The organism is Paracoccus sp. NIOT.M2S5SZ12 (assembly GCF_057748165.1).
Genome location: NZ_JBYLFR010000007.1, coordinates 1 through 16,644 on the forward strand (window position 1 = coordinate 1; position 16,644 = coordinate 16,644).

General features: G+C 70.9%; 20 protein-coding genes and 3 pseudogenes. 14 read left to right on the forward strand and 9 right to left on the reverse strand.

From position 1 onward, the window contains the following. Positions 1–96: 96 nt before the first annotated feature. A pseudogene (locus tag AC2SGK_RS07855) lies at positions 97–321 on the forward strand (hypothetical protein); the annotation flags it as partial. A 349-nt stretch (positions 322–670) separates the two neighbouring features. On the opposite strand, the gene AC2SGK_RS07860 reads toward AC2SGK_RS07855, so the two are convergent. Beyond that, positions 671–1,150 (reverse strand): hypothetical protein, encoded by a 480-nt coding sequence (locus AC2SGK_RS07860; RefSeq protein ID WP_488323037.1) that lies wholly within the window; start codon positions 1,148–1,150, stop codon positions 671–673. A gap of 773 nt (positions 1,151–1,923) precedes the next feature. Here AC2SGK_RS07860 and AC2SGK_RS07865 point away from each other — a divergent pair. The 3 genes from AC2SGK_RS07865 to AC2SGK_RS07875 are packed head-to-tail and all read left to right on the forward strand — an operon-like array spanning position 1,924 to position 3,257. Beyond that, the gene (locus tag AC2SGK_RS07865; RefSeq protein WP_488323038.1) at positions 1,924–2,148 is read left to right on the forward strand and encodes a hypothetical protein; all 225 of its coding nucleotides are present in this window, start codon (positions 1,924–1,926) and stop codon (positions 2,146–2,148) included. 48 nt (positions 2,149–2,196) lie between these two features. Then, the gene (locus AC2SGK_RS07870; protein WP_488323039.1) at positions 2,197–2,520 is read left to right on the forward strand and encodes a hypothetical protein; all 324 of its coding nucleotides are present in this window, start codon (positions 2,197–2,199) and stop codon (positions 2,518–2,520) included. Continuing rightward, positions 2,514–3,257 carry an SDR family oxidoreductase gene (locus tag AC2SGK_RS07875; protein ID WP_488323040.1) on the forward strand — a complete coding sequence of 248 codons (744 nt, stop codon included), beginning with the start codon at positions 2,514–2,516 and terminating at the stop codon, positions 3,255–3,257. Before AC2SGK_RS07870 ends, AC2SGK_RS07875 begins: the two co-directional genes overlap by 7 nt. Positions 3,258–3,266: 9 nt before the next feature. Here the strand turns inward: AC2SGK_RS07875 and AC2SGK_RS07880 are convergent, their stop codons facing one another. Then, the gene (locus tag AC2SGK_RS07880) at positions 3,267–3,611 is read right to left on the reverse strand and encodes a hypothetical protein (protein WP_488323041.1); all 345 of its coding nucleotides are present in this window, start codon (positions 3,609–3,611) and stop codon (positions 3,267–3,269) included. A 290-nt stretch (positions 3,612–3,901) separates the two neighbouring features. On the opposite strand from AC2SGK_RS07880, the pseudogene map reads away from it, so the two are divergent. The 6 genes and pseudogenes from map (at position 3,902) to AC2SGK_RS07910 (ending at position 9,273) form a co-directional block, all read left to right on the forward strand. Next, a pseudogene (map, locus tag AC2SGK_RS07885) lies at positions 3,902–4,655 on the forward strand (type I methionyl aminopeptidase). Between the two features lie 18 nt (positions 4,656–4,673). Continuing rightward, on the forward strand, positions 4,674–5,348 hold the full coding sequence (locus AC2SGK_RS07890; RefSeq protein ID WP_488323042.1) for a response regulator: 675 nt from the start codon (positions 4,674–4,676) through the stop codon (positions 5,346–5,348). 74 nt (positions 5,349–5,422) lie between these two features. Further along, positions 5,423–6,676 carry a sensor histidine kinase gene (locus AC2SGK_RS07895; protein ID WP_488323043.1) on the forward strand — a complete coding sequence of 418 codons (1,254 nt, stop codon included), beginning with the start codon at positions 5,423–5,425 and terminating at the stop codon, positions 6,674–6,676. 114 nt (positions 6,677–6,790) lie between these two features. After that, positions 6,791–7,018, forward strand: a complete 228-nt coding sequence (locus AC2SGK_RS07900; protein ID WP_488323044.1) for a hypothetical protein — start codon at positions 6,791–6,793, stop codon at positions 7,016–7,018. A 63-nt stretch (positions 7,019–7,081) separates the two neighbouring features. Beyond that, positions 7,082–7,942: a hypothetical protein gene (locus AC2SGK_RS07905; protein WP_488323045.1), complete on the forward strand. Its 861-nt coding sequence runs from the start codon at positions 7,082–7,084 to the stop codon at positions 7,940–7,942. Beyond that, on the forward strand, positions 7,849–9,273 hold the full coding sequence (locus AC2SGK_RS07910; protein WP_488323046.1) for a prolyl oligopeptidase family serine peptidase: 1,425 nt from the start codon (positions 7,849–7,851) through the stop codon (positions 9,271–9,273). Before AC2SGK_RS07905 ends, AC2SGK_RS07910 begins: the two co-directional genes overlap by 94 nt. A gap of 74 nt (positions 9,274–9,347) precedes the next feature. Here the strand turns inward: AC2SGK_RS07910 and AC2SGK_RS07915 are convergent. Beyond that, a pseudogene (locus tag AC2SGK_RS07915) lies at positions 9,348–9,779 on the reverse strand (LysR substrate-binding domain-containing protein); the annotation flags it as partial. Between the two features lie 54 nt (positions 9,780–9,833). Then, a complete protein-coding gene (locus AC2SGK_RS07920) occupies positions 9,834–10,055 on the reverse strand; it encodes a LysR family transcriptional regulator (protein ID WP_488323047.1) in 222 nt (73 codons plus the stop codon). Between the two features lie 348 nt (positions 10,056–10,403). Between AC2SGK_RS07920 and AC2SGK_RS07925 the strand changes: the two genes are divergently transcribed. Together AC2SGK_RS07925 and AC2SGK_RS07930 are read left to right on the forward strand one after the other, a co-directional pair. Continuing rightward, positions 10,404–10,703, forward strand: a complete 300-nt coding sequence (locus AC2SGK_RS07925; protein ID WP_488323048.1) for an NAD(P)H-dependent oxidoreductase — start codon at positions 10,404–10,406, stop codon at positions 10,701–10,703. 202 nt (positions 10,704–10,905) lie between these two features. Continuing rightward, positions 10,906–11,133, forward strand: a complete 228-nt coding sequence (locus AC2SGK_RS07930; RefSeq protein ID WP_488323049.1) for a hypothetical protein — start codon at positions 10,906–10,908, stop codon at positions 11,131–11,133. Here the strand turns inward: AC2SGK_RS07930 and AC2SGK_RS07935 are convergent. Beyond that, on the reverse strand, positions 11,092–11,979 hold the full coding sequence (locus AC2SGK_RS07935) for a LysR substrate-binding domain-containing protein (RefSeq protein ID WP_488323050.1): 888 nt from the start codon (positions 11,977–11,979) through the stop codon (positions 11,092–11,094). The two genes, AC2SGK_RS07930 and AC2SGK_RS07935, sit on opposite strands and share 42 nt — an antisense overlap. Before the next feature lie 192 nt (positions 11,980–12,171). Here AC2SGK_RS07935 and bla point away from each other — a divergent pair, with 192 nt between their 5' ends. Beyond that, positions 12,172–13,023 (forward strand): class A beta-lactamase, encoded by an 852-nt coding sequence (gene bla, locus AC2SGK_RS07940; RefSeq protein WP_488323051.1) that lies wholly within the window; start codon positions 12,172–12,174, stop codon positions 13,021–13,023. Here the strand turns inward: bla and AC2SGK_RS07945 are convergent. Further along, positions 13,020–13,610 carry a TetR/AcrR family transcriptional regulator gene (locus AC2SGK_RS07945; RefSeq protein ID WP_488323052.1) on the reverse strand — a complete coding sequence of 197 codons (591 nt, stop codon included), beginning with the start codon at positions 13,608–13,610 and terminating at the stop codon, positions 13,020–13,022. The two genes, bla and AC2SGK_RS07945, sit on opposite strands and share 4 nt — an antisense overlap. A 166-nt stretch (positions 13,611–13,776) precedes the next feature. On the opposite strand from AC2SGK_RS07945, the gene AC2SGK_RS07950 reads away from it, so the two are divergent. After that, positions 13,777–14,184 (forward strand): RidA family protein, encoded by a 408-nt coding sequence (locus AC2SGK_RS07950; protein ID WP_488323053.1) that lies wholly within the window; start codon positions 13,777–13,779, stop codon positions 14,182–14,184. A gap of 392 nt (positions 14,185–14,576) precedes the next feature. Here the strand turns inward: AC2SGK_RS07950 and AC2SGK_RS07955 are convergent, their stop codons facing one another. The 3 genes from AC2SGK_RS07955 to AC2SGK_RS07965 form a co-directional block, all read right to left on the reverse strand. Beyond that, positions 14,577–14,837, reverse strand: a complete 261-nt coding sequence (locus tag AC2SGK_RS07955; protein WP_488323054.1) for a hypothetical protein — start codon at positions 14,835–14,837, stop codon at positions 14,577–14,579. 497 nt (positions 14,838–15,334) lie between these two features. Beyond that, positions 15,335–15,976 carry a Rossmann-fold NAD(P)-binding domain-containing protein gene (locus tag AC2SGK_RS07960; protein WP_488323055.1) on the reverse strand — a complete coding sequence of 214 codons (642 nt, stop codon included), beginning with the start codon at positions 15,974–15,976 and terminating at the stop codon, positions 15,335–15,337. 192 nt (positions 15,977–16,168) lie between these two features. After that, complete coding sequence (locus AC2SGK_RS07965; RefSeq protein WP_488323056.1) at positions 16,169–16,606, reverse strand: nuclear transport factor 2 family protein; 438 nt, start codon at positions 16,604–16,606, stop codon at positions 16,169–16,171. Between the last annotated feature and the right edge of the window lie 38 nt (positions 16,607–16,644).

Consider the following 16,644-nt stretch of genomic DNA (forward strand, 5'->3'; position numbering starts at 1 on the left):
TGTCTGGGACTGGTCACGATGGCGACGAGAACATCAAGCGATCGCTGCCATCGCACATCGGAAGTTGCGCATCAATGCGCAACTGTAGTACTAGGCTGCCGGAAGGCGGGGATGAGTCAGGCGGCCTCGTTCAACTGGAGTACGCAGGATGAATGAACAGTCCAGTGGTCCGTTCGTCCGACGCACGCGATATGGCGGTTTGCTGCGGACGAGATGCGCCGGCTGAAGGCATCGGATGGTGTGAACGGTGGCATTAAAAGGTTCGTGGCGGACCTGACGCTCAACCGTGAGATGTGTGCCAGGCACGTCATCCGCCGACAGGTCGATTGCCAGCAGGCTTGGACTGATGATGCCTGCTGGCGCGCCTTGGTCGGATGCGTGAGCTGATTCGCGGGATGTGCATCGATTGGGGCGCGTCGAACGCAGGGGTCGTCATGGGTGCACCATCGGTCCGAGCCCCATGTCGAGGGGCTTCATCGAGGCGTTCAACAGCACGATCCGGTTCGAATGCCTGAACGCGCGGCGCCATTGCCGCTCGGCCCGATGGCGCGACACCGGCGCCTTAATGAGCCGTGCAGGCGGGCAGGAAAGAACTGGAGGATCGGTGTCGATACTGCCACGAGGGCGGACCCCATTGCGCGATCGGATATGACGTCGCGATCACCATGGATTATCCCGGCGGCGCAGCCAGCCCGTCGCCATGGCCAAGCCGGGAAAACTCCAGCATCCAACGCGCCAAGGTTGGAGGGCAGTGCAGGGACGAGACACATAAGGTCTTCAGCCTTGGCATCTGTTGGCATGGGCTCAGGATGAACTTGTCGGATACGGTCATCCAAGCCCTGCGGATGCGTTCGTCTGGTACCAGCCTGCTGCGTGTCCTGAGCCTGCAGGCGACATCGCAGGTTGCCATGAGCTCCGCGAGATGCATCCGCAGCCGGTCATGCCCGTCGTTGCGGTATCCGATGATGCGGTTCGTTCGCCAGACCTTGCCGTTGAGGCACGGATGGTCGGGCGATGGTCGATCCCGCCGGCCGCCACGGGCCATGTCGGCACGCATGACCTGAGAGTGAACGATGTTCCGGTTCGGCGGCTGCTTGGCGTACCGACGGCCATTGTCGGTGAGGACGTGATGCCGCAGGGGCTCCCGCATGTGCTCCGGGAACTCCCATGCCGTATACCGCCTTGACCGGTCGACTCGCGGCGACCCTGCCCGTGCGGTCCGGGCCGAGGATGAGGATGCGCTTTCGTGCGGCCGTCTGGGCCCCGGCCAAGCCGATATGATATGGAGGAAACCCGTGTTGTGGCGCCTCAATCTCGACCTCTTCGATTCGTCACCTGCGCCATCAGGCGCCCGGGGGGTTCTATGAGGCTGTCGGCACCGATGCAGTTCCCGGCGTCTCGGATCGGGGTCGATGGCTGCAGGATCAGGCGGCTGTCGTCTGCTAGAACCTGCGTCCCGCGGCGAAACGCCACGATGGCAGCCTCCTTTACCTCTGTCAGGACTGCCGAACGCGGTTCCTTTGGACCTGTCCTGAGACCATCGACTGTCCTGGGTCCGCGCCTCTTCGTGACAGTTCCGCGTTTGGTCGTCGGATTCCGGCTTGGCGTCGCGGGCGACGCCTGCGATCAGTCGGGCGAGGCCGTTGGACCGCAGGCGGGCGGCCCTCGTTCCTGCAGCCTCGACGGGTGTGGGCATGGCTCTTCCACGACGACCGTGGCCCATCCTTTCAGACCCGATGAAGAATGCAGCCGTCGGACGCCCGGCTCTTCGGGTCGCGTCCGTGACCTGCCCGTGCAATGCCCGCACCGCCCGCCCATGGAAAGACCGACGCCATGCCAATCGAGGAGTAGATCCACGCCCCCGGCCCGCAGGGGCCGCTGGCCAGCACGCTGACGCGTCCGGACGCGGCGCTGGCCGACGGGATGCCGGTGGTGCTGATCGTGCCGGGATCGGGGCCGACGGACCGGGACGGAAACTCTGCGCTTGGCGTCGCGGCGGCGCCCTATGCACTGCTGGCGCGGGCTCTGGCGCGGCAGGGCATCGCCTCGGTTCGCATCGACAGGCGGGGGCTGTTCGGCTCGGCCGGTGCGGTGGCCGATCCGAATGCAGTGATCATCGCGGGTTGCGGCGACGATCTCATGGCCTAGACCGGGGCGATCCGGTAGCGGCTGCCCGTGGCCGCGGGCCACCGGCGCGTGATACCCCTGAGCCACAGCGCTGCCGGGCTGGCCGCGACGGCGCGGCTGCCGGCGCCTGCGGGGCTGATCCTGGTCTGCGCGCCGGGGCGGCCCTTGGCGCAGATCATCCGCGGACAGTTGCGCGCCGATCCCGCCAACGCGGCCCTGCAGGATCAGGCCGAGGCCGCCCTCGCGTCGCTGGAACGCGGCGTGCTGGTTGATGCCGGGCCGCTGGACCCGGCCCTGCGGGGGCTATTCGCGCCGCAGGTGCAGGGCTATCTGATCGACGCATTCCGGCATGATCCGGCGGCGCTGAACGCGGACAAAGGGGACCGATGCTGAACGTGCAGGGCGGTTGCGATCTGCAGGTGACGCCGCAGGACGCTCACCGCCTGGCCGGTGCGGCGTCTTGGGCCGAGTATCCGTCTTGGTCAAGGGCGCTCTGGCAGCCGATCGCGGTCTTCGCGCAGCAGTGTGTTCGCGAGAACCACGATACGCCCCGGGGCGGCGAGGTCCGGACCGCCGCGCTGGACATCACTGACCGCGCGGCCATGCGGGCCTTCGCCGATCGGGCGATGGCGCTATGGGGGCGCATCGACGTGCTGACCAACAATGCGGGCATCATGCCGCCGTCACCGCTTTCGGCGCGGCATTTCGACGAACGGGACCGGATGGTCGACGTCAACATCAAGGGCGTCCTGTGGGGCATCGGGGCCGTGCTGCCGGTGATGGAGGCGCAGGGGTCGGGGCAGATCATCAACATCGGCTCGATCGGCGGGCTTCAGGCGGTGCCGACGGCGGCGGTCCATTGCGCGACCAAATTCGCGGTCCGCGCGATCTCGGACGGCCTGCGGCAGGAGACGCACGCCATCCGCGTCACCTGCGTCAATCCGGGCGTGGTTGAGAGCGACCTGGCCCCGACCATCACCCATCCCGGCACCCGCGCGCTGATGCAGGATTACCGCGCCATCGCCCTGCAGCCCGCCGACATCGCCCGCGCCGTGCGTCAGCTGATCGAGGCACCCGCAGGCGTGGATGTCGGCGAGATCACTATCCGGCCCACCGCCGCGATGCAGTAGGCGCGTCCCTCACCGGCGCGCCAGCCCGCCCGCCAGCGCCGACAGGGCCGCAGCCGGCACCGACAGCGCGATCAGGATCAGCACCGCGAAGGCCGTCATCGACCCCGCCGACCCCAGGGCGATCATCACCGGCAGCTGCGCCATGATCACGACCACCCCGGCCCGCCACGCGCGCCGCCCGGCCACCGCCCCCGCCACCGCGCCAAGCACCAGCGACAGCGGATAGGCGAGGGTCCAGTAGCCCGCGGCGTCCCATGGCTCGGCCGTCCGCGCGCTCATGGCGACCACGGCCCAGTAGCACAGGGCCAGTGCGGCGCTGGCGACCAGCGCAGTTCTGTCGCGGGTCAGTGTCATCCTGTCTCCTCCGGCATCGCGGGCCGATGCGACCGCGATGCCCATAACATGGGCTGATGCACGCCCATTGAATTTGTGACTTGGGGTCCGCCATCCGCGGCCCTAGAACCGGCTCCGGCGGCACCATGCCGCAAACCCTGCGGTTGCGCCATCCGCCAACCCGCACCCCTGCCGACCCGCGGACAGGCAGCATGGCCCGCAATGACGCCGGGGGGTTGTCGCAGGGCGGGCCGTCCCTCATGATGCCGCCCGTCCCCCACAGACCGACCCGCCGCAGCGAAAGGCCGACCATGACGATCACGCATGAAAACGAGTTGGAGGCCCTGCGCCGGATCGGGCGGGTCGTGGCGAACACGATGCAGGCCATGGCCGCCGCGATGGAGCCGGGCATGACCACGCGCGAGCTGGACGGGATCGGCCGCGCGCTCTTGGACCGCGAGGGGGCCGTCTCGGCCCCGCGGGCGACCTATGACTTTCCGGGCGACACCTGCATCAGCGTGAACGAGGAGATCGCCCATGGCGTCCCCGGCCCGCGCCGCCTGGCCGAGGGCGATCTGGTCAACATCGACGTCTCGGCCTCGCTGGACGGCTATTACGCCGATACCGGGGCCAGCTTCGTGCTGGGCGCGGCCCCGCCGTCGCTGGACCGGCTGTGCCGGGACGGTCGCCGCGCCATGCAGCTGGGCATCGCCCAGGTCGGTCCTGGCAAGCCCCTGTCGGGCATCGGTCGGGCGGTCGGCGACTTCGCCGCGCGGCGCGGCTATACGCTGATCCGCAACCTGGCCAGCCACGGCATCGGCCGCGCCCTGCACGAGGCGCCCGAGGAGATCGCGACCTGGCCCACCCGCGGCGACCGGCGCCGGATTCATGACGGTCTGGTCCTGACGGTCGAGCCGTTCCTGTCGCAGGGTGGGGCCTGGGCCGTGCAGGGGGGGCGGGGACGAATGGACGCTGCACGCCAGCCCGGCAGCCCCGGTCGTGCAATATGAACACACGGTGGTCGCCACGAAACGCGGCCCCGTCATCCTGACGCTGCCGGGCTGAGCCGGGCCGGGGGTCGCCATGCGCATCATGCTGGTCGAGGACGAGGCCGGGCTGGCCGAGATGCTGGCGGGCTTTCTGCGCCGCGAGCGGTTCGTTGTCGATCACCTGGCCTGCCTGGAGGACGCGCGCGAGGCCGCGGCGATGGTCGATTACGACTTCGCGCTGCTGGACCGCAGCCTGCCGGACGGGGACGGGCTGTTGCTGCTGCCGGCGCTGCGCGCGCGCAATCCGGGCATCCCGGTCATCATCCTCAGCGCGCGCGGCGAGGTCGAGGACCGCGTGGCGGGCCTGGATCACGGCGCGGACGACTATCTGGTGAAACCCTTTGCCTTGGACGAGATTCTGGCCCGCATCCGCGCCGTCCGCCGCCGCCCCGCGCAGGTGCTGCAGGACCCCATCGGCGCGGGCGCGGTGATCTTCGATCCGGTCCATGACACGGTCGAGATCCGCGGCCGCCCCGTCATCCTGCCGCGCCGCGAGCTGCGCGTGCTGGCCACGCTGATCCGGCGGCGCGGGCGCACCGTGCTGCGCGAGACGCTGGAGCAGGGGGTCTTCGGTCTGGACGACGAGATCCAGTCGAACACGCTGGATTCCCACGTCTCGCGCCTGCGCCGCCGCCTGCGCGAGGCGGATGCCGGGGTCGAGATCCACGCCATCCGCGGGGTCGGCTATCTGCTGCGCGCGGCGTCCTGATGCGCGCACCCTCGCTGAAGCGGCCGCTGATCGTCTATCCGCTGATCGTGCATCTGGCGACGCTCCTGGTCTAGGTGCTGGTCCTGATCGCGGGCGCGCTGCGCCTGGACAGCGGCGGGCCCTATGCGGATGAGAAGATCACCCCCGTGATCGCCGCGGCCGTCGCGCGCGACCCGGATGGCGCGCTGCGCCTGCGCGAGACCCCGGCCCTCGACGCGCTGCGGGCCGAGGCGCCCGACCTGTGGTTCATGGTCGAGGACGAGACCGGGCGCGGCCTGCGCCATGGCGACGTGCCCCCCGCCTTCGACGCGTTCCGGGGGCGCCTGTCGGATCTGTCCTTCGCCCAGCTGCGCGACCGCAGCCCGCCCCACCGCATGACCGCCGTCCTGCGCCGCGAGGCGACGGCCATCGGCACGGTCACGGTGCTGGGCCACGGCCCGCTGCTGGAGCTGAACGTGATCGTGCTTCTGGCCTCCAGCGTCGTATTCCTGCCGATCGTGGTCCTGCTGTCGCTGAGCACCTTCGCGATCACGCCCTGGATCGTGCGGCGGGCGATGGCGGGCATGTCGCGCATCGCGCGAGAGGCCGAGCGGATCGACCCCGATTGCCGCGGCCGCCGCCTCAGCGAGGCCCATGTCCCGCGCGAGATCGCGCCCCTGGTCCGGGCCGTGAACGACGCCCTGCGGCGCCTGGACGAGGGGCATGCGCGCCAGCAGCGCTTCATTTCTGCCGCGGCGCATGAGTTGCGCACGCCCGTCGCCGTGCTGCGCGCCCGCGTCGAGGGCGGCCGCGACCCGGCCCTGCGCGCGCTGGAGGGCGACATCCAGCGCCTGACGATCCTGATCGAACAGCTGCTGGACCTGCAGCGGATGGGGCAGGGCGGCCCCGCGGCGCCCGTCGATCTGGCGGCCCTGGCGCGCGGGGTGGTGGCCGACATGGCACCCCTGGCCATCGACGCGGGGCGCAGCCTGGCGGTGCAGGTCGACGCCCCCGCCACCGTGCCCGGCGATGCCGCCGCGCCGGAGCGGGTGCTGATGAACCTCCTGCGCAACGCGCTGGACCATGGCGGGCGGCATGTCGTGCTGCGGGTCGCGGGGCGAGTGCTGGAGGTGCGTGACGACGGGCCGGGCATTCCCGCCGATCAGCGCGACCGCGTGTTCGAGCCCTTCACCCGCCTGCGCCCGGGGTCCGGCGGCAGCGGGCTTGGCCTGGCCCTGGTGGCCGAGGTCGTGGCCCGGCATGACGGGCGGGTCGCCATCCACGCGGCGCCCGGCGGCGGGACCATCGTCCGGGTCGAACTGGGCGCGGGGACGCCCGCCGCGTCCTGAAGGCCGGCACGGACATGCCATGTTCGCGCAGCCTTCGTGCCCCATAGGGGCCGCGATGCCGGTGCGGCCCGCCCGCGCCCGCATCGCCGAAGAAACGAAAAGAAGGCGAATGAGATGCGTGAAACCCTGCTCCCCCTGTCGCGTGGCGGCCTGATCGGCCTGGCCCTGACGGCGACGGTCCTGCTGGCCGGATGCATGTCCGAGGGAAGCTCGACCGAGAGCCTCTATCGGCAGAACATGGTCAGCGAGACCGCGCTGAACGCGCAGATCATGAGCGACCGTGCCCGCGACCAGCGCTGTCAGCGCGATCCGTCGCGCCGCGAATGCGGCCCGCGCCCCTGATCGACCCGACAGGCCGCCTTGCATCCGCAGGGCGGCCGACATCGCCCCCGAAGGAGACCCCCGATGACGCTCGACGCGACCCGCGACCCCGCGGCGCCGCGCCGCAGCGCGACATGGCTGCCGCGCATCCTGCACGGGGCGGCGGTCGCGCTGATCCTCTCCAGCATCGCCCCGGCCGCCCAGGAGACGCCCTTGACCTATCCCCCGACCCCCCGCAGCGCCGATGTCGAGGAGCATTTCGGCATCCGCATCCCCGATCCCTTCCGCTGGCTGGAGGCCGATCCGCGCGACGATGCCCGCGTGGCCGCCTGGATCGACGCGCAGAACGCCGTGACGGACCGCCACCTGGCGACGCTGCCGGGCCGGGACATCCTGGTCGAGCGGCTGACGCTGCTGAACGACCACGATGTCGTCCTGCCGCCGCAGGTGCGTGGCGACCGGCATGTCTTCCTGCACCAGCGCGGCACCGACGCCCAGGCCCGCCTGCTGATGCGCGACGGCCCGGACGGGGCCGACCGGGTGCTGCTGGACCCGAACGCCTGGTCGCCCGACGGCGCCATCGCGCTGGCCGAATGGGACCTGTCGCCGGATGGCGATTTCCTGGCCTATGCGGTGCAGCGCGACGGCTCGGACTGGCGCAGCATCCGCGTCATGGACACCCGCAGCGGCGAGGTGCTGGAGGACCGGGTGGAGCGGGCGTGCATCACCACCATCGCCTGGTCCGGGGACGGCACGGGCTTCTACTATTCGCGCTTTCCGGACGACGCCAGGGGGCCTCGGGCAGCGCGCCGCTTCGGGATCACGCGGTCCATTTCCACCGCCTCGGCACCTTGCAGCAGCAGGATCGGCAGGTCCATCACCATGTCTCGGACCGGCCGCTGCTGCACACGGCGACCGTCACCACCGACGGTCGGTTCCTGGTGATCTACAGCTCGGCCCTGTCGGGCGGGGTGGCGGTGCGGGTCACCGACCTGTCGCGCCCCGATGCCCGCGCCGTCACCTTGGTCGAGGGCCATGACGACCCCTGGGCGCTTCTGGGCAATATCGGCACGCGACTGTTCTTCGCGACCCAGATGGGCGCCCCGCGGGGCCGCGTCATGAGCATCGACCTGGCCGATCCCCACCCCGCCTTCGCCGAGCTGATCCCCGAACATCCCCATGCGGTGATGCGCGCGAGCTCGGGCGGTGTTCTGGGCGGGCGGATCGTCCTGGGCTACATCGAGGATGCGGTCTCGCGGCTGGAACGGTTCACGCTGGACGGCACGCCCGACGGCACGATCCCGCTGCCGGGCATCGGCACGACGGGCCTGTTCATGGGCCGGCCCGACCGGAACGACGCGCATTTCCTGTTCACGGGGCATGACACGCCGCCGACCGTGATGCAGCTTGACGTGGCGGCGAACCGCGCGACGCCCTGGCAGCCGCCCCGCCTGCCGGTGGATCTGGATCAGGTGGTGGTGGAACAGCGCTTCGCCCGGTCGCCGGACGGCACGCGCATCCCGATCTTCGTCATCCGCCGCAAGGGGGTCGGCGGACCTGCGCCCACGATGCTGACCGGCTATGGCGGTTTCGGTATCAGCATGCTGCCCGTCTATCTGCCCGAGGCAATGGCCTGGGTCGAACAGGGCGGCGTCTATGCGGTGGCCACCATCCGCGGCGGCGGCGAATACGGCAGCGCATGGCACCATGCCGGGCGCCGCGACCGCAAGCAGGCCGTGTTCGACGACTTCATCGCCGCGGCCGAGCATCTGGTCACCCAGGGCATCACGGCGCCGGACGGGCTGGCCATCCACGGCCAGTCGAATGGCGGCCTGCTGGTCGCGGCGGTCGCGAACCAGCGGCCGGACCTGTTCGCGGCGGTCCTGCCGGATGTGGGGGTGATGGACATGCTGCGCTTTGACCGGTTCACCGGCGGCGCGCTTTGGGTCGAGGAGTTCGGCAGCCCCGCGATCGAGGATCAGTTCCGCACCCTGCTGGCCTATTCGCCCCTGCACACCATCCGCGAGGGCGTCGACTATCCCGCGATCCTGGTGACGACGGCCGATACCGACGACCGCGACGTGCCCGCCCATTCGCTGAAATACGCGGCCGCCCTGCAGCAGGCCGATATCGGCGGGCGGCCGCATCTGCTGCGCGTCGCCAAGGGCGCGGGGCACGGGCAGGGCACCCCACGAGCGGCCCGGATCGCGCAGATCGCGACGCAATGGGCCTTTGCCGCGCGCTGGACCGGGCTGGACCTGAGCGGCCCGGAATAGGCCGCGCCATCGACGGGCAGGGACGCGATCAGCGCCGCCGCGTGCTGCGGGGAGCAGTCCCCATCGCGCCGGCGGTGCCACGCCAGATGCAGCGTCAGCCCCGGCACCGGGACCGGCCGCGGCAGCGCGATCAGCTCCGCCGCCCCCCGCAGCACGCGCAAGGGCAGCATCGCCAGGTGATCGGACCCGCGCAGCAGGTCCGGCACCATGGCAAAGCCCGGCACGACCATCCCCACCCGGTGGCCGAGGCCCCGTTCGGCCAGCTGCCCGTCCAGCGGATCGCGCGCCTCGCCCCGGCCCGAGACGACATGCGGCCAGTCCAGCCAGCGCCCGAGGTCGAAGCCGGCCCGCGCCGGATGGCCCGGGCGCAGCGCCACGACATGGTGGTCGTGCAGGATGTCGGGATCGTCCTGGGGCAGGACCGACAGGACCATGTCCGAGCATCCCTCGATCAGCGGGGCGAGCGCGGCCCGGCCGTCCTGCCAGGGCTGGATGACCAGATCCACCCCCGACGCGGTCCGCGCCAGCCCCGCCTGAAGCCCAATCGCCAGCAGGGTCGACTAGAGCGGACCGCGCAGTGCCTGCGCCTTGGCGGTCAGGAGCATCGCGCCGCGCCCGCGTTCCGGCAGCGGGTCATCGAACAGGTGGCGGCAGCGTTGCAGCGCCGCCGAGGCCGCCGGTTGCGACAGCCCCACGCGGTCCGCCGCGGGGCCGACATGGACCTCGTCCGGCAGGGCGTCCGGAATCACCAACAGGGTCAGATCGACGGACCGCTCATTCACGAGGTCGATAATGCATCATCGCATCAATCGGTTGGAGTGATTTCCTGCGCCGCGCCATGATCGCGGCATCCCCAACCCTTCGAAGGCCTCATGACACGCACCCATATCCTGCTGTTCTACCCCGACCTGTCGCGCTCGCGCGCGAATGCGGCGCTGGCCCGGGCGGCGGCGACCGTGCCGGGCGTCACCGTGATCGACATGGCCGCGACCCGCGCGCCTCGGGTCCCAACGCCTTTCCCGATGCCGCGGCGCAGGCGGCGATGCTGCTGGCCGCCGACCGGATCGTGCTGCGATTCCCGCTGCGCTGGTATGCCACGCCGCCCCTGCTGCAGGTGTGGCAGGACGCGCATGGTCTATCTGGCCTTCGACGCCGAGGGCCAGCGCCTGCGTGGCCAGCCGGTGATGCTGGCGGTGACGGCAGGCAGCCGGGCCGACGCCTATCGCCGCGGCGAGGCGAACCTGATGCCGCTTGCGGATCTTCTGGCGCCGCTTGCCGCGACGGCCAACCGCTGCGGGCTGGTCATCGCCGGGCCGTTCCTGCTCTACGAGGCCAATGAGCTGACCGGGGCAGAGCGCGATGCCGCCGCCGCCGACTATGCGCGGGCGCTGACGCGCCGGATTGACGCAACCACGCCGGTGGAGGTCTGACGATGCCGGTGCATGACGCGCTGCGCGATCTGCCGCGCGGCACGCCGGCGTGGTTCATGGGTGCGGCCCTGGTGCGGCCCCTGGGTCTTCGGGCGCAGTTCCTCCGTGCCGGGCGGGCGCTGTTCGGCGGTGCCGCGCCCGTGGGACCTGCACGGCGCGACGGGCGACCTCCTGGTGCTGGCGCTGACGGCGGGGGGGCACGGTGCCGCTGCTGCCGGGGTTCGGCGGGTGGGCCGGGATCGTGCTGATCCTCTCCGTCCTGCAGGTCGTCCTGGCGGCGGGGTCCGGCCCGGCGATGCTGTCGCTGCATCCGCTGAGCGGGGCGCTGCTGCTGTCGGCCAGCTTGGCGCTGGCGGCCAAGGTGGAACGGCGGCTCAGGGCCGCGCGGTCAGTTGGCGGGATCGTCGGCGATGGTCCGGGCCAGCCATGAGCGCAACCGGGCCATCGCATCGCTTTGCGTGCGCCCGCGCGGCCAGGTCAGCCAGTAGCGCCCGGCATCGACCTCCGCCGCGAAGGGGCGGGCCAGGATGCCCGCGCGCAGCGGCCGGGTGAACATCGCCGCGGGCAGCAGGGCCACGCCCTCGCCCGCCGCGGCCAGATCGGCCAGCGCGACCGAGCTGTCCAGGACCGGCCCGTCCAGCACCGGGCAGGGCGCGCCCGCCCGGGCGAACCAGCCCTCCCATTCGTCGCTGCGATAGGATCGCAGCAGGCGCTGCCCCGCCAGGTCCTGCGGCCGGCGCAGCCGCGCCAGCAGCGCGGGCGCGCAGAGGGGCGTCATCGGGGCCGCGACCAGCGGATCGGCCTCGTGCCAGGGCCAGGCGTCCGGATCGCCGAAGCGGATCGCCATATGCAGCCCCTCCTTGGCGATGTCGATGCGGTTGTTGTGGGTGAACAGGCGCAGCGCGACCTGGGGGTGGGCGGCCTCGAAGGCGCGCAGGCGCGGGATCAGCCAGCCGGTCGCGAAGGTGGTGACCACGCCCAGGTTCAGCACCTCGCGGTGGCGGCCGGTCTGGCAGCGCGACAGCGCCTCGGCCATGTCGTCCAGGCTGCGGGTCAGCACCGGGTGCAGCGCGGCGCCGATATCGGTCAGGATCAGCCCGGTCGAGGCGCGGGTGAACAGCGGATGGCCCAGGATGTCCTCCAGCCGCTGGATCTGCTGGCTGACGGCGGCCTGGGTCACGCGCAGCTCGATCGCGGCGCGGGTGAAGCTGCCCTGCCGGGCGGCGACCTCGAAGGCGCGCAGCCCGTTCAGCGCAAGGTCGGGTCGGTCCATCATGCCAGCTTATGCGCCCCGTCAGGATTTGTCGTTTGGCCCGGATGCCGCAGCCGGATTATAGGGTCGTCACGGCCCGCGCGCCATCCGCCCGAGGCCGATCCAGATCATCGACGGACACCGCCCATCCGGGTCGGCAGGGCCGCGCCGTTCCGGCGTCCGGTCGTCCGTGGACCCTTGCCGAGGACGCCTTCCATGACGCGCATGACCATCCTTGCCGCCCTGCTGCTGACCGCCGTCGCGGTCCCCGCCGGGGCCGAGACCATCACCGAGGCCGCCCGCGCGGTCGAGGCCCAGCTGGGCGGCCGCGTCGGCGTCGCGCTGCGCCCGCAGGGCAGCGCCCAGGGCGAGGGATATCGCGCGGATGAGCGGTTCCCGCTGTCCTCGACCTTCAAGGCGCCGCTATGTGGGGCGATCCTGACGCTGGTCGATGCGGGCGAGGATCAGCTGGACCGCGTCATCGGCTACAGCGGCGGCGATCTTGTGAGCCATTCGCCGGTGACGGAGACGAGCAACACCCTGAGCCTGGCCGAGCTGTGCGAGGCGACGATCACGCTCAGCGACAACACCGCCGCCAACCTGCTGCTGGAGCGGGTGGGCGGGCCACGCGGGCTGACCGACTATCTGCGCGCCATCGGCGATGAGACCACGCGCCTCGACCGGTGGGAGACCGAGCTGAACGAGGGCGCGCCCGGCGATCCGCGCGACAGCTCGACGCCCGAGGCGATGGTGGCCACGCTGGAGCGGATGCTGTTCGGCCCGGTCCTGTCCAAGCCGTCGCAGGAACAGCTGGAGGCCTGGATGCGCGCCGATCAGGTGGCCGACGACCTGATCCGCGCCAGCCTGCCCGAGGGCTGGATCATCGGCGACAAGACCGGGGCCGGAGGGAACGGCTCGCGATCCATCGTCGCGGTGATCCGTCCGCCCGAGGGGGCGCCCTGGCTGGCGGCGGTCTATCTGACCGGCAACGAGGCCGACATGGCGACCCGCAACGCCGCCATCGCCCGCATCGGCGCGGCGATCGTGACCGAGATCGAGGCCCGCTAGTCCCGGCGCAGCAGCCCCTCGGCCAGCAGGCGGAAGGCGTGCTGGGCGCGGGGCAGGGTGGCGGCCGGGTCCTCGGCCGCCCCGACCCACAGCGCCGCGTTCAGCGCCGCCCCGTTCAGCAGCCGCGCGGCGGCCTCCAGATCGACCGGGTGCAGCCGCCCCGCCGCCTCCAGCGCCGCGACCGCCGCGCGCGTGGCCTCCAGACATCGGTTCTGGCTGGGCCAGCGCGACGGATCGCCCAGGAATGCCGGGCCGTCCAGCAGCACGATCCGCTGCACCTCGGGGTCCAGCGCCATGCGGATATAGGCGCAGCCCTCGGCCATCAGCGCCTCCCACGGGTCGGCGGCATCGGACCCGATCTGGCGGGCGCGGTCGGCCATCTCGGCATCCATGCGGTCCACGACGGCGGCCAGAAGCCCGGTCTTGTCGCCGAAATTGTGATAGAGCGCGCCGCGCGTCAGCCCCACCGCCGCCGTCAGCGCATCCATCGAGGTCGCGGCGAACCCGTCGCGCGCAAAGGCCTGGCGGGCGGCCTCGATCAGGCGGTCGCGGGTCTCCTCGGTCATCTGGGCGCGGGTGCGGGCCATGGTTGTCCTTCAGGCATCGCCTGCCGCGACGCGACAGGTGTTTACATACGCGGCGTATGTAAGTAACAACTGACATACGCCGCGTATGTCAGTTCGGGCGGGTCGCCGCGACCCTGTCCCGCCTTGTCGGACGCCGCCTCCCTGAATGCAACACAAGGACAGACCCATGATCCCTCGCGACGCGATCTTTCCCGAAGGGGCGGCCCGGCACGCCCTCTATCACGAACACGGCTATTCCCCCGCGATCCGCAGCGGCGGGCTGCTGTTCGTCTCGGGGCAGGTGGGCAGCCGCCCCGACGGCACCGCCGAGGCGACCCATCTGGCCCAGGTCGAGCGCGCCTTCGACAACCTCGCCGCGATCCTGGCGGCGGCGGGCTGCGGCTTTGACGACGTGATCGACGTGACGACGATGCACACCGATCCGGCCGCGCAGTTCGGCGACCTGATGGCGGTCAAGGCGCGGCACTTCCCCCGCGCCCCGCACCCCGCCTGGACCGCCATCGGCGTCACCTGGCTGGCAGGCTTCGACTTCGAGATCAAGGTCGTGGCCCGCATCCCCGACGCGGCGGCCTAGCTGTTTGATCCCGCGGTTTGATGGTTCGATCTTTTCTGAGGAATGGAAGGAGGCATTACGAGCCCAGTTCGTCACGGAAGCGTCACGACCACGCACGCCACCGGAGCTGCAAGAGCGAGGGCCGGCGCGCCATCGGTCTGAGGGCTTGGCGCGAGTGATCGCCAGCTTCGCCCGCGACGTTGAGCCAGGATCTTGGGATCGACCCGGAGACTGTTGCCAGATGGCGCAGGCGCCAGACGGTCGAGGATCTCAAGACCGGGCCAAGAGAACCGCGCGCGACGATCCTGACCGAGGCCGAAGGGTCGACCATCGTCGCTTTCCGGCGGGATACGCTGCTGCCACTGGACGATTGCCGGCATGCCCTGCAGCCATCCGTCCCGCATCTGACGCGCTCAGCGCTTCATCGGTGTCTGCAGCGCCACGGCATTTCTCGGCTGCCTGACGGGGAGGGCGACAAGCCGAAGCGCCAGAAGTTCAGGCGCCACCCCATCGGCATCGCCGAGGTGCAGATTGCTGAGGGCAAGCCGTTTCCGTTCGTCGGCATTGACCGCACGAGGAAACTTGCCGTGACCCAGTTGATCGACAGGCCAGACAGGAAGACGGCCTGGCAGTTCCCGCAGCGCATGATCGAGGCCGCTCCGTATCAGGTCCACATCATTCCTGCGCACAACGGAATTCAGCTCGCCGAGCAGCCCATAAACCGCAACACCATCTACTCCCGGCCCACGCGCTTCGACATGATCTGCGAGGGGAGACCTTGTCCGCCATCGGTCCGAGGACAATGGTCGAGCGGGATCGAGCACCGCCTCACGAAGCCGAACCACCCTTGGAGTTCCGAGGATCGGAAAACGATCCGGGGGGATCGTTTTCCCGAGGGACGACCAGGTCGGGCGGATGAACCGCGCGATCAGGGACGCGACCGTCAAGCGCTTGCATTGCGACGATCACGATCCGTGCCGCATCTGCCTGGCGGACGTCATGGCAGCTTACATTTTCGCCCGTCGGCTCAAGACCCTCGGAGGGCTCACGCCCAACGAATACATCTGCAGGATCTGGACATCAGAGCCACGCAGAGTGATCCCAAATCCGATCCACCAGATGCCGCGACTGAATACCTAGCAGCGTGCGTCGTCAGGCGGCACCGGTGCGGTCACCGCCACGCCGCGACGGCGCGTGCGGCGAAGGTCGCGAAGGCGGTGGGTTCGCGGCCGGTCAGCTTCCGGACGCCGGGGGTGGTGCGGTCCTCGCCCCCGGCGGCGATGATTGCGTCCATCCGCGTCAGCGTCCGGGCATAGTCGTCGGGCAGGCCTTGGCGCATCAGCCGGGCGGTCATCTCCGCGGGGTCCAGGGCGACGTGCCGCACCGGCCGCCCCAAGGCGGTCGCGATGATCGCCGCGGCGTCGTCATAGCTCAGCACCTGCGGGCCGGTCAGCACGACGTCGCCGTTCAGCGGTTCGGCGGCGGTCAGGGCGGCGGCGCCCGCGGCCGCGATGTCCTCGGCGTCGATGAAGCCCACGCGCCCCGTGCCGCTGGCGGTGTAGAGCGCGCCCTCCTGCCGGATCGTCGCGGCATGGGGGCCTTCGGTGACGTTCTGCATGAACCAGGACGGTCGCAGCACGGCCCATTCGGGCGCGTTCGCGGCCAGCCAGGCATGGACCGCGCCCATCATCGGCCCGCCGGGCTCCAGGAGCGAGGCGCTAAGCAGGACGAACCGCCGCACGCCCTGGCGCATCGCCGCCTCCAGCAGCGGCTGCATGACCGCAAGGTGGTCGCTGCGGTCCGTTGGCGCCACCAGATAGGCCGCATCGCACCCCGCGAAGGCCGCCGCCGAGGCGGGGTCGGTCCAGTCGAACCGCCTGTGGCCGGTCGCCCGTGGGGCCGCGCGTGCCGATCAGCGCCTCGCAGCCCGCCGCGGCCAGATGCGCGGCGACGCGTCGGCCCGTCTTGCCCGTCCCGCCGGTGACCGGAACCCGCGACACCGCCATCATGCGCCCTCCGACAGCGCTGCGGCCGCCGCCTCCGCGCCACCCAGGGCGGTCAGCACCGCCAATGGATTCCAGAAGTCGCGATACCGCCCGATCCGCCCGTCGCGCAGCGTGACGACCGAGACGTAGTGCTGATCATAGGGCGCGCCGGTGGCCATTCCCCGGCCATGGCATGTGAACTCGAAGACCACCGTGGCGCCCGCGTCATGGACGTCGCCCAGCTGCATCGGCCCGAAGCTCAGCAGCGGGCCAAGCCTGGCCATGTGCGCGCCAAGCGCGGCGGATCCGTCAAGCCGCTGCGGGAGGCCCTCCGGGGCATAGGGAAACTCGAACACGACATCCTCGGCGAACAGGTCCAGAAGGCTCTCCGCCGGGGCCAGCCGGTCGCCCAATGCGGCGCGCAGAAGGTCTGAGAATCTGTCGAACTTGCCGGCCATGGGGAAACCTCCTATCAATGGAACGGTAGCGTATCGAC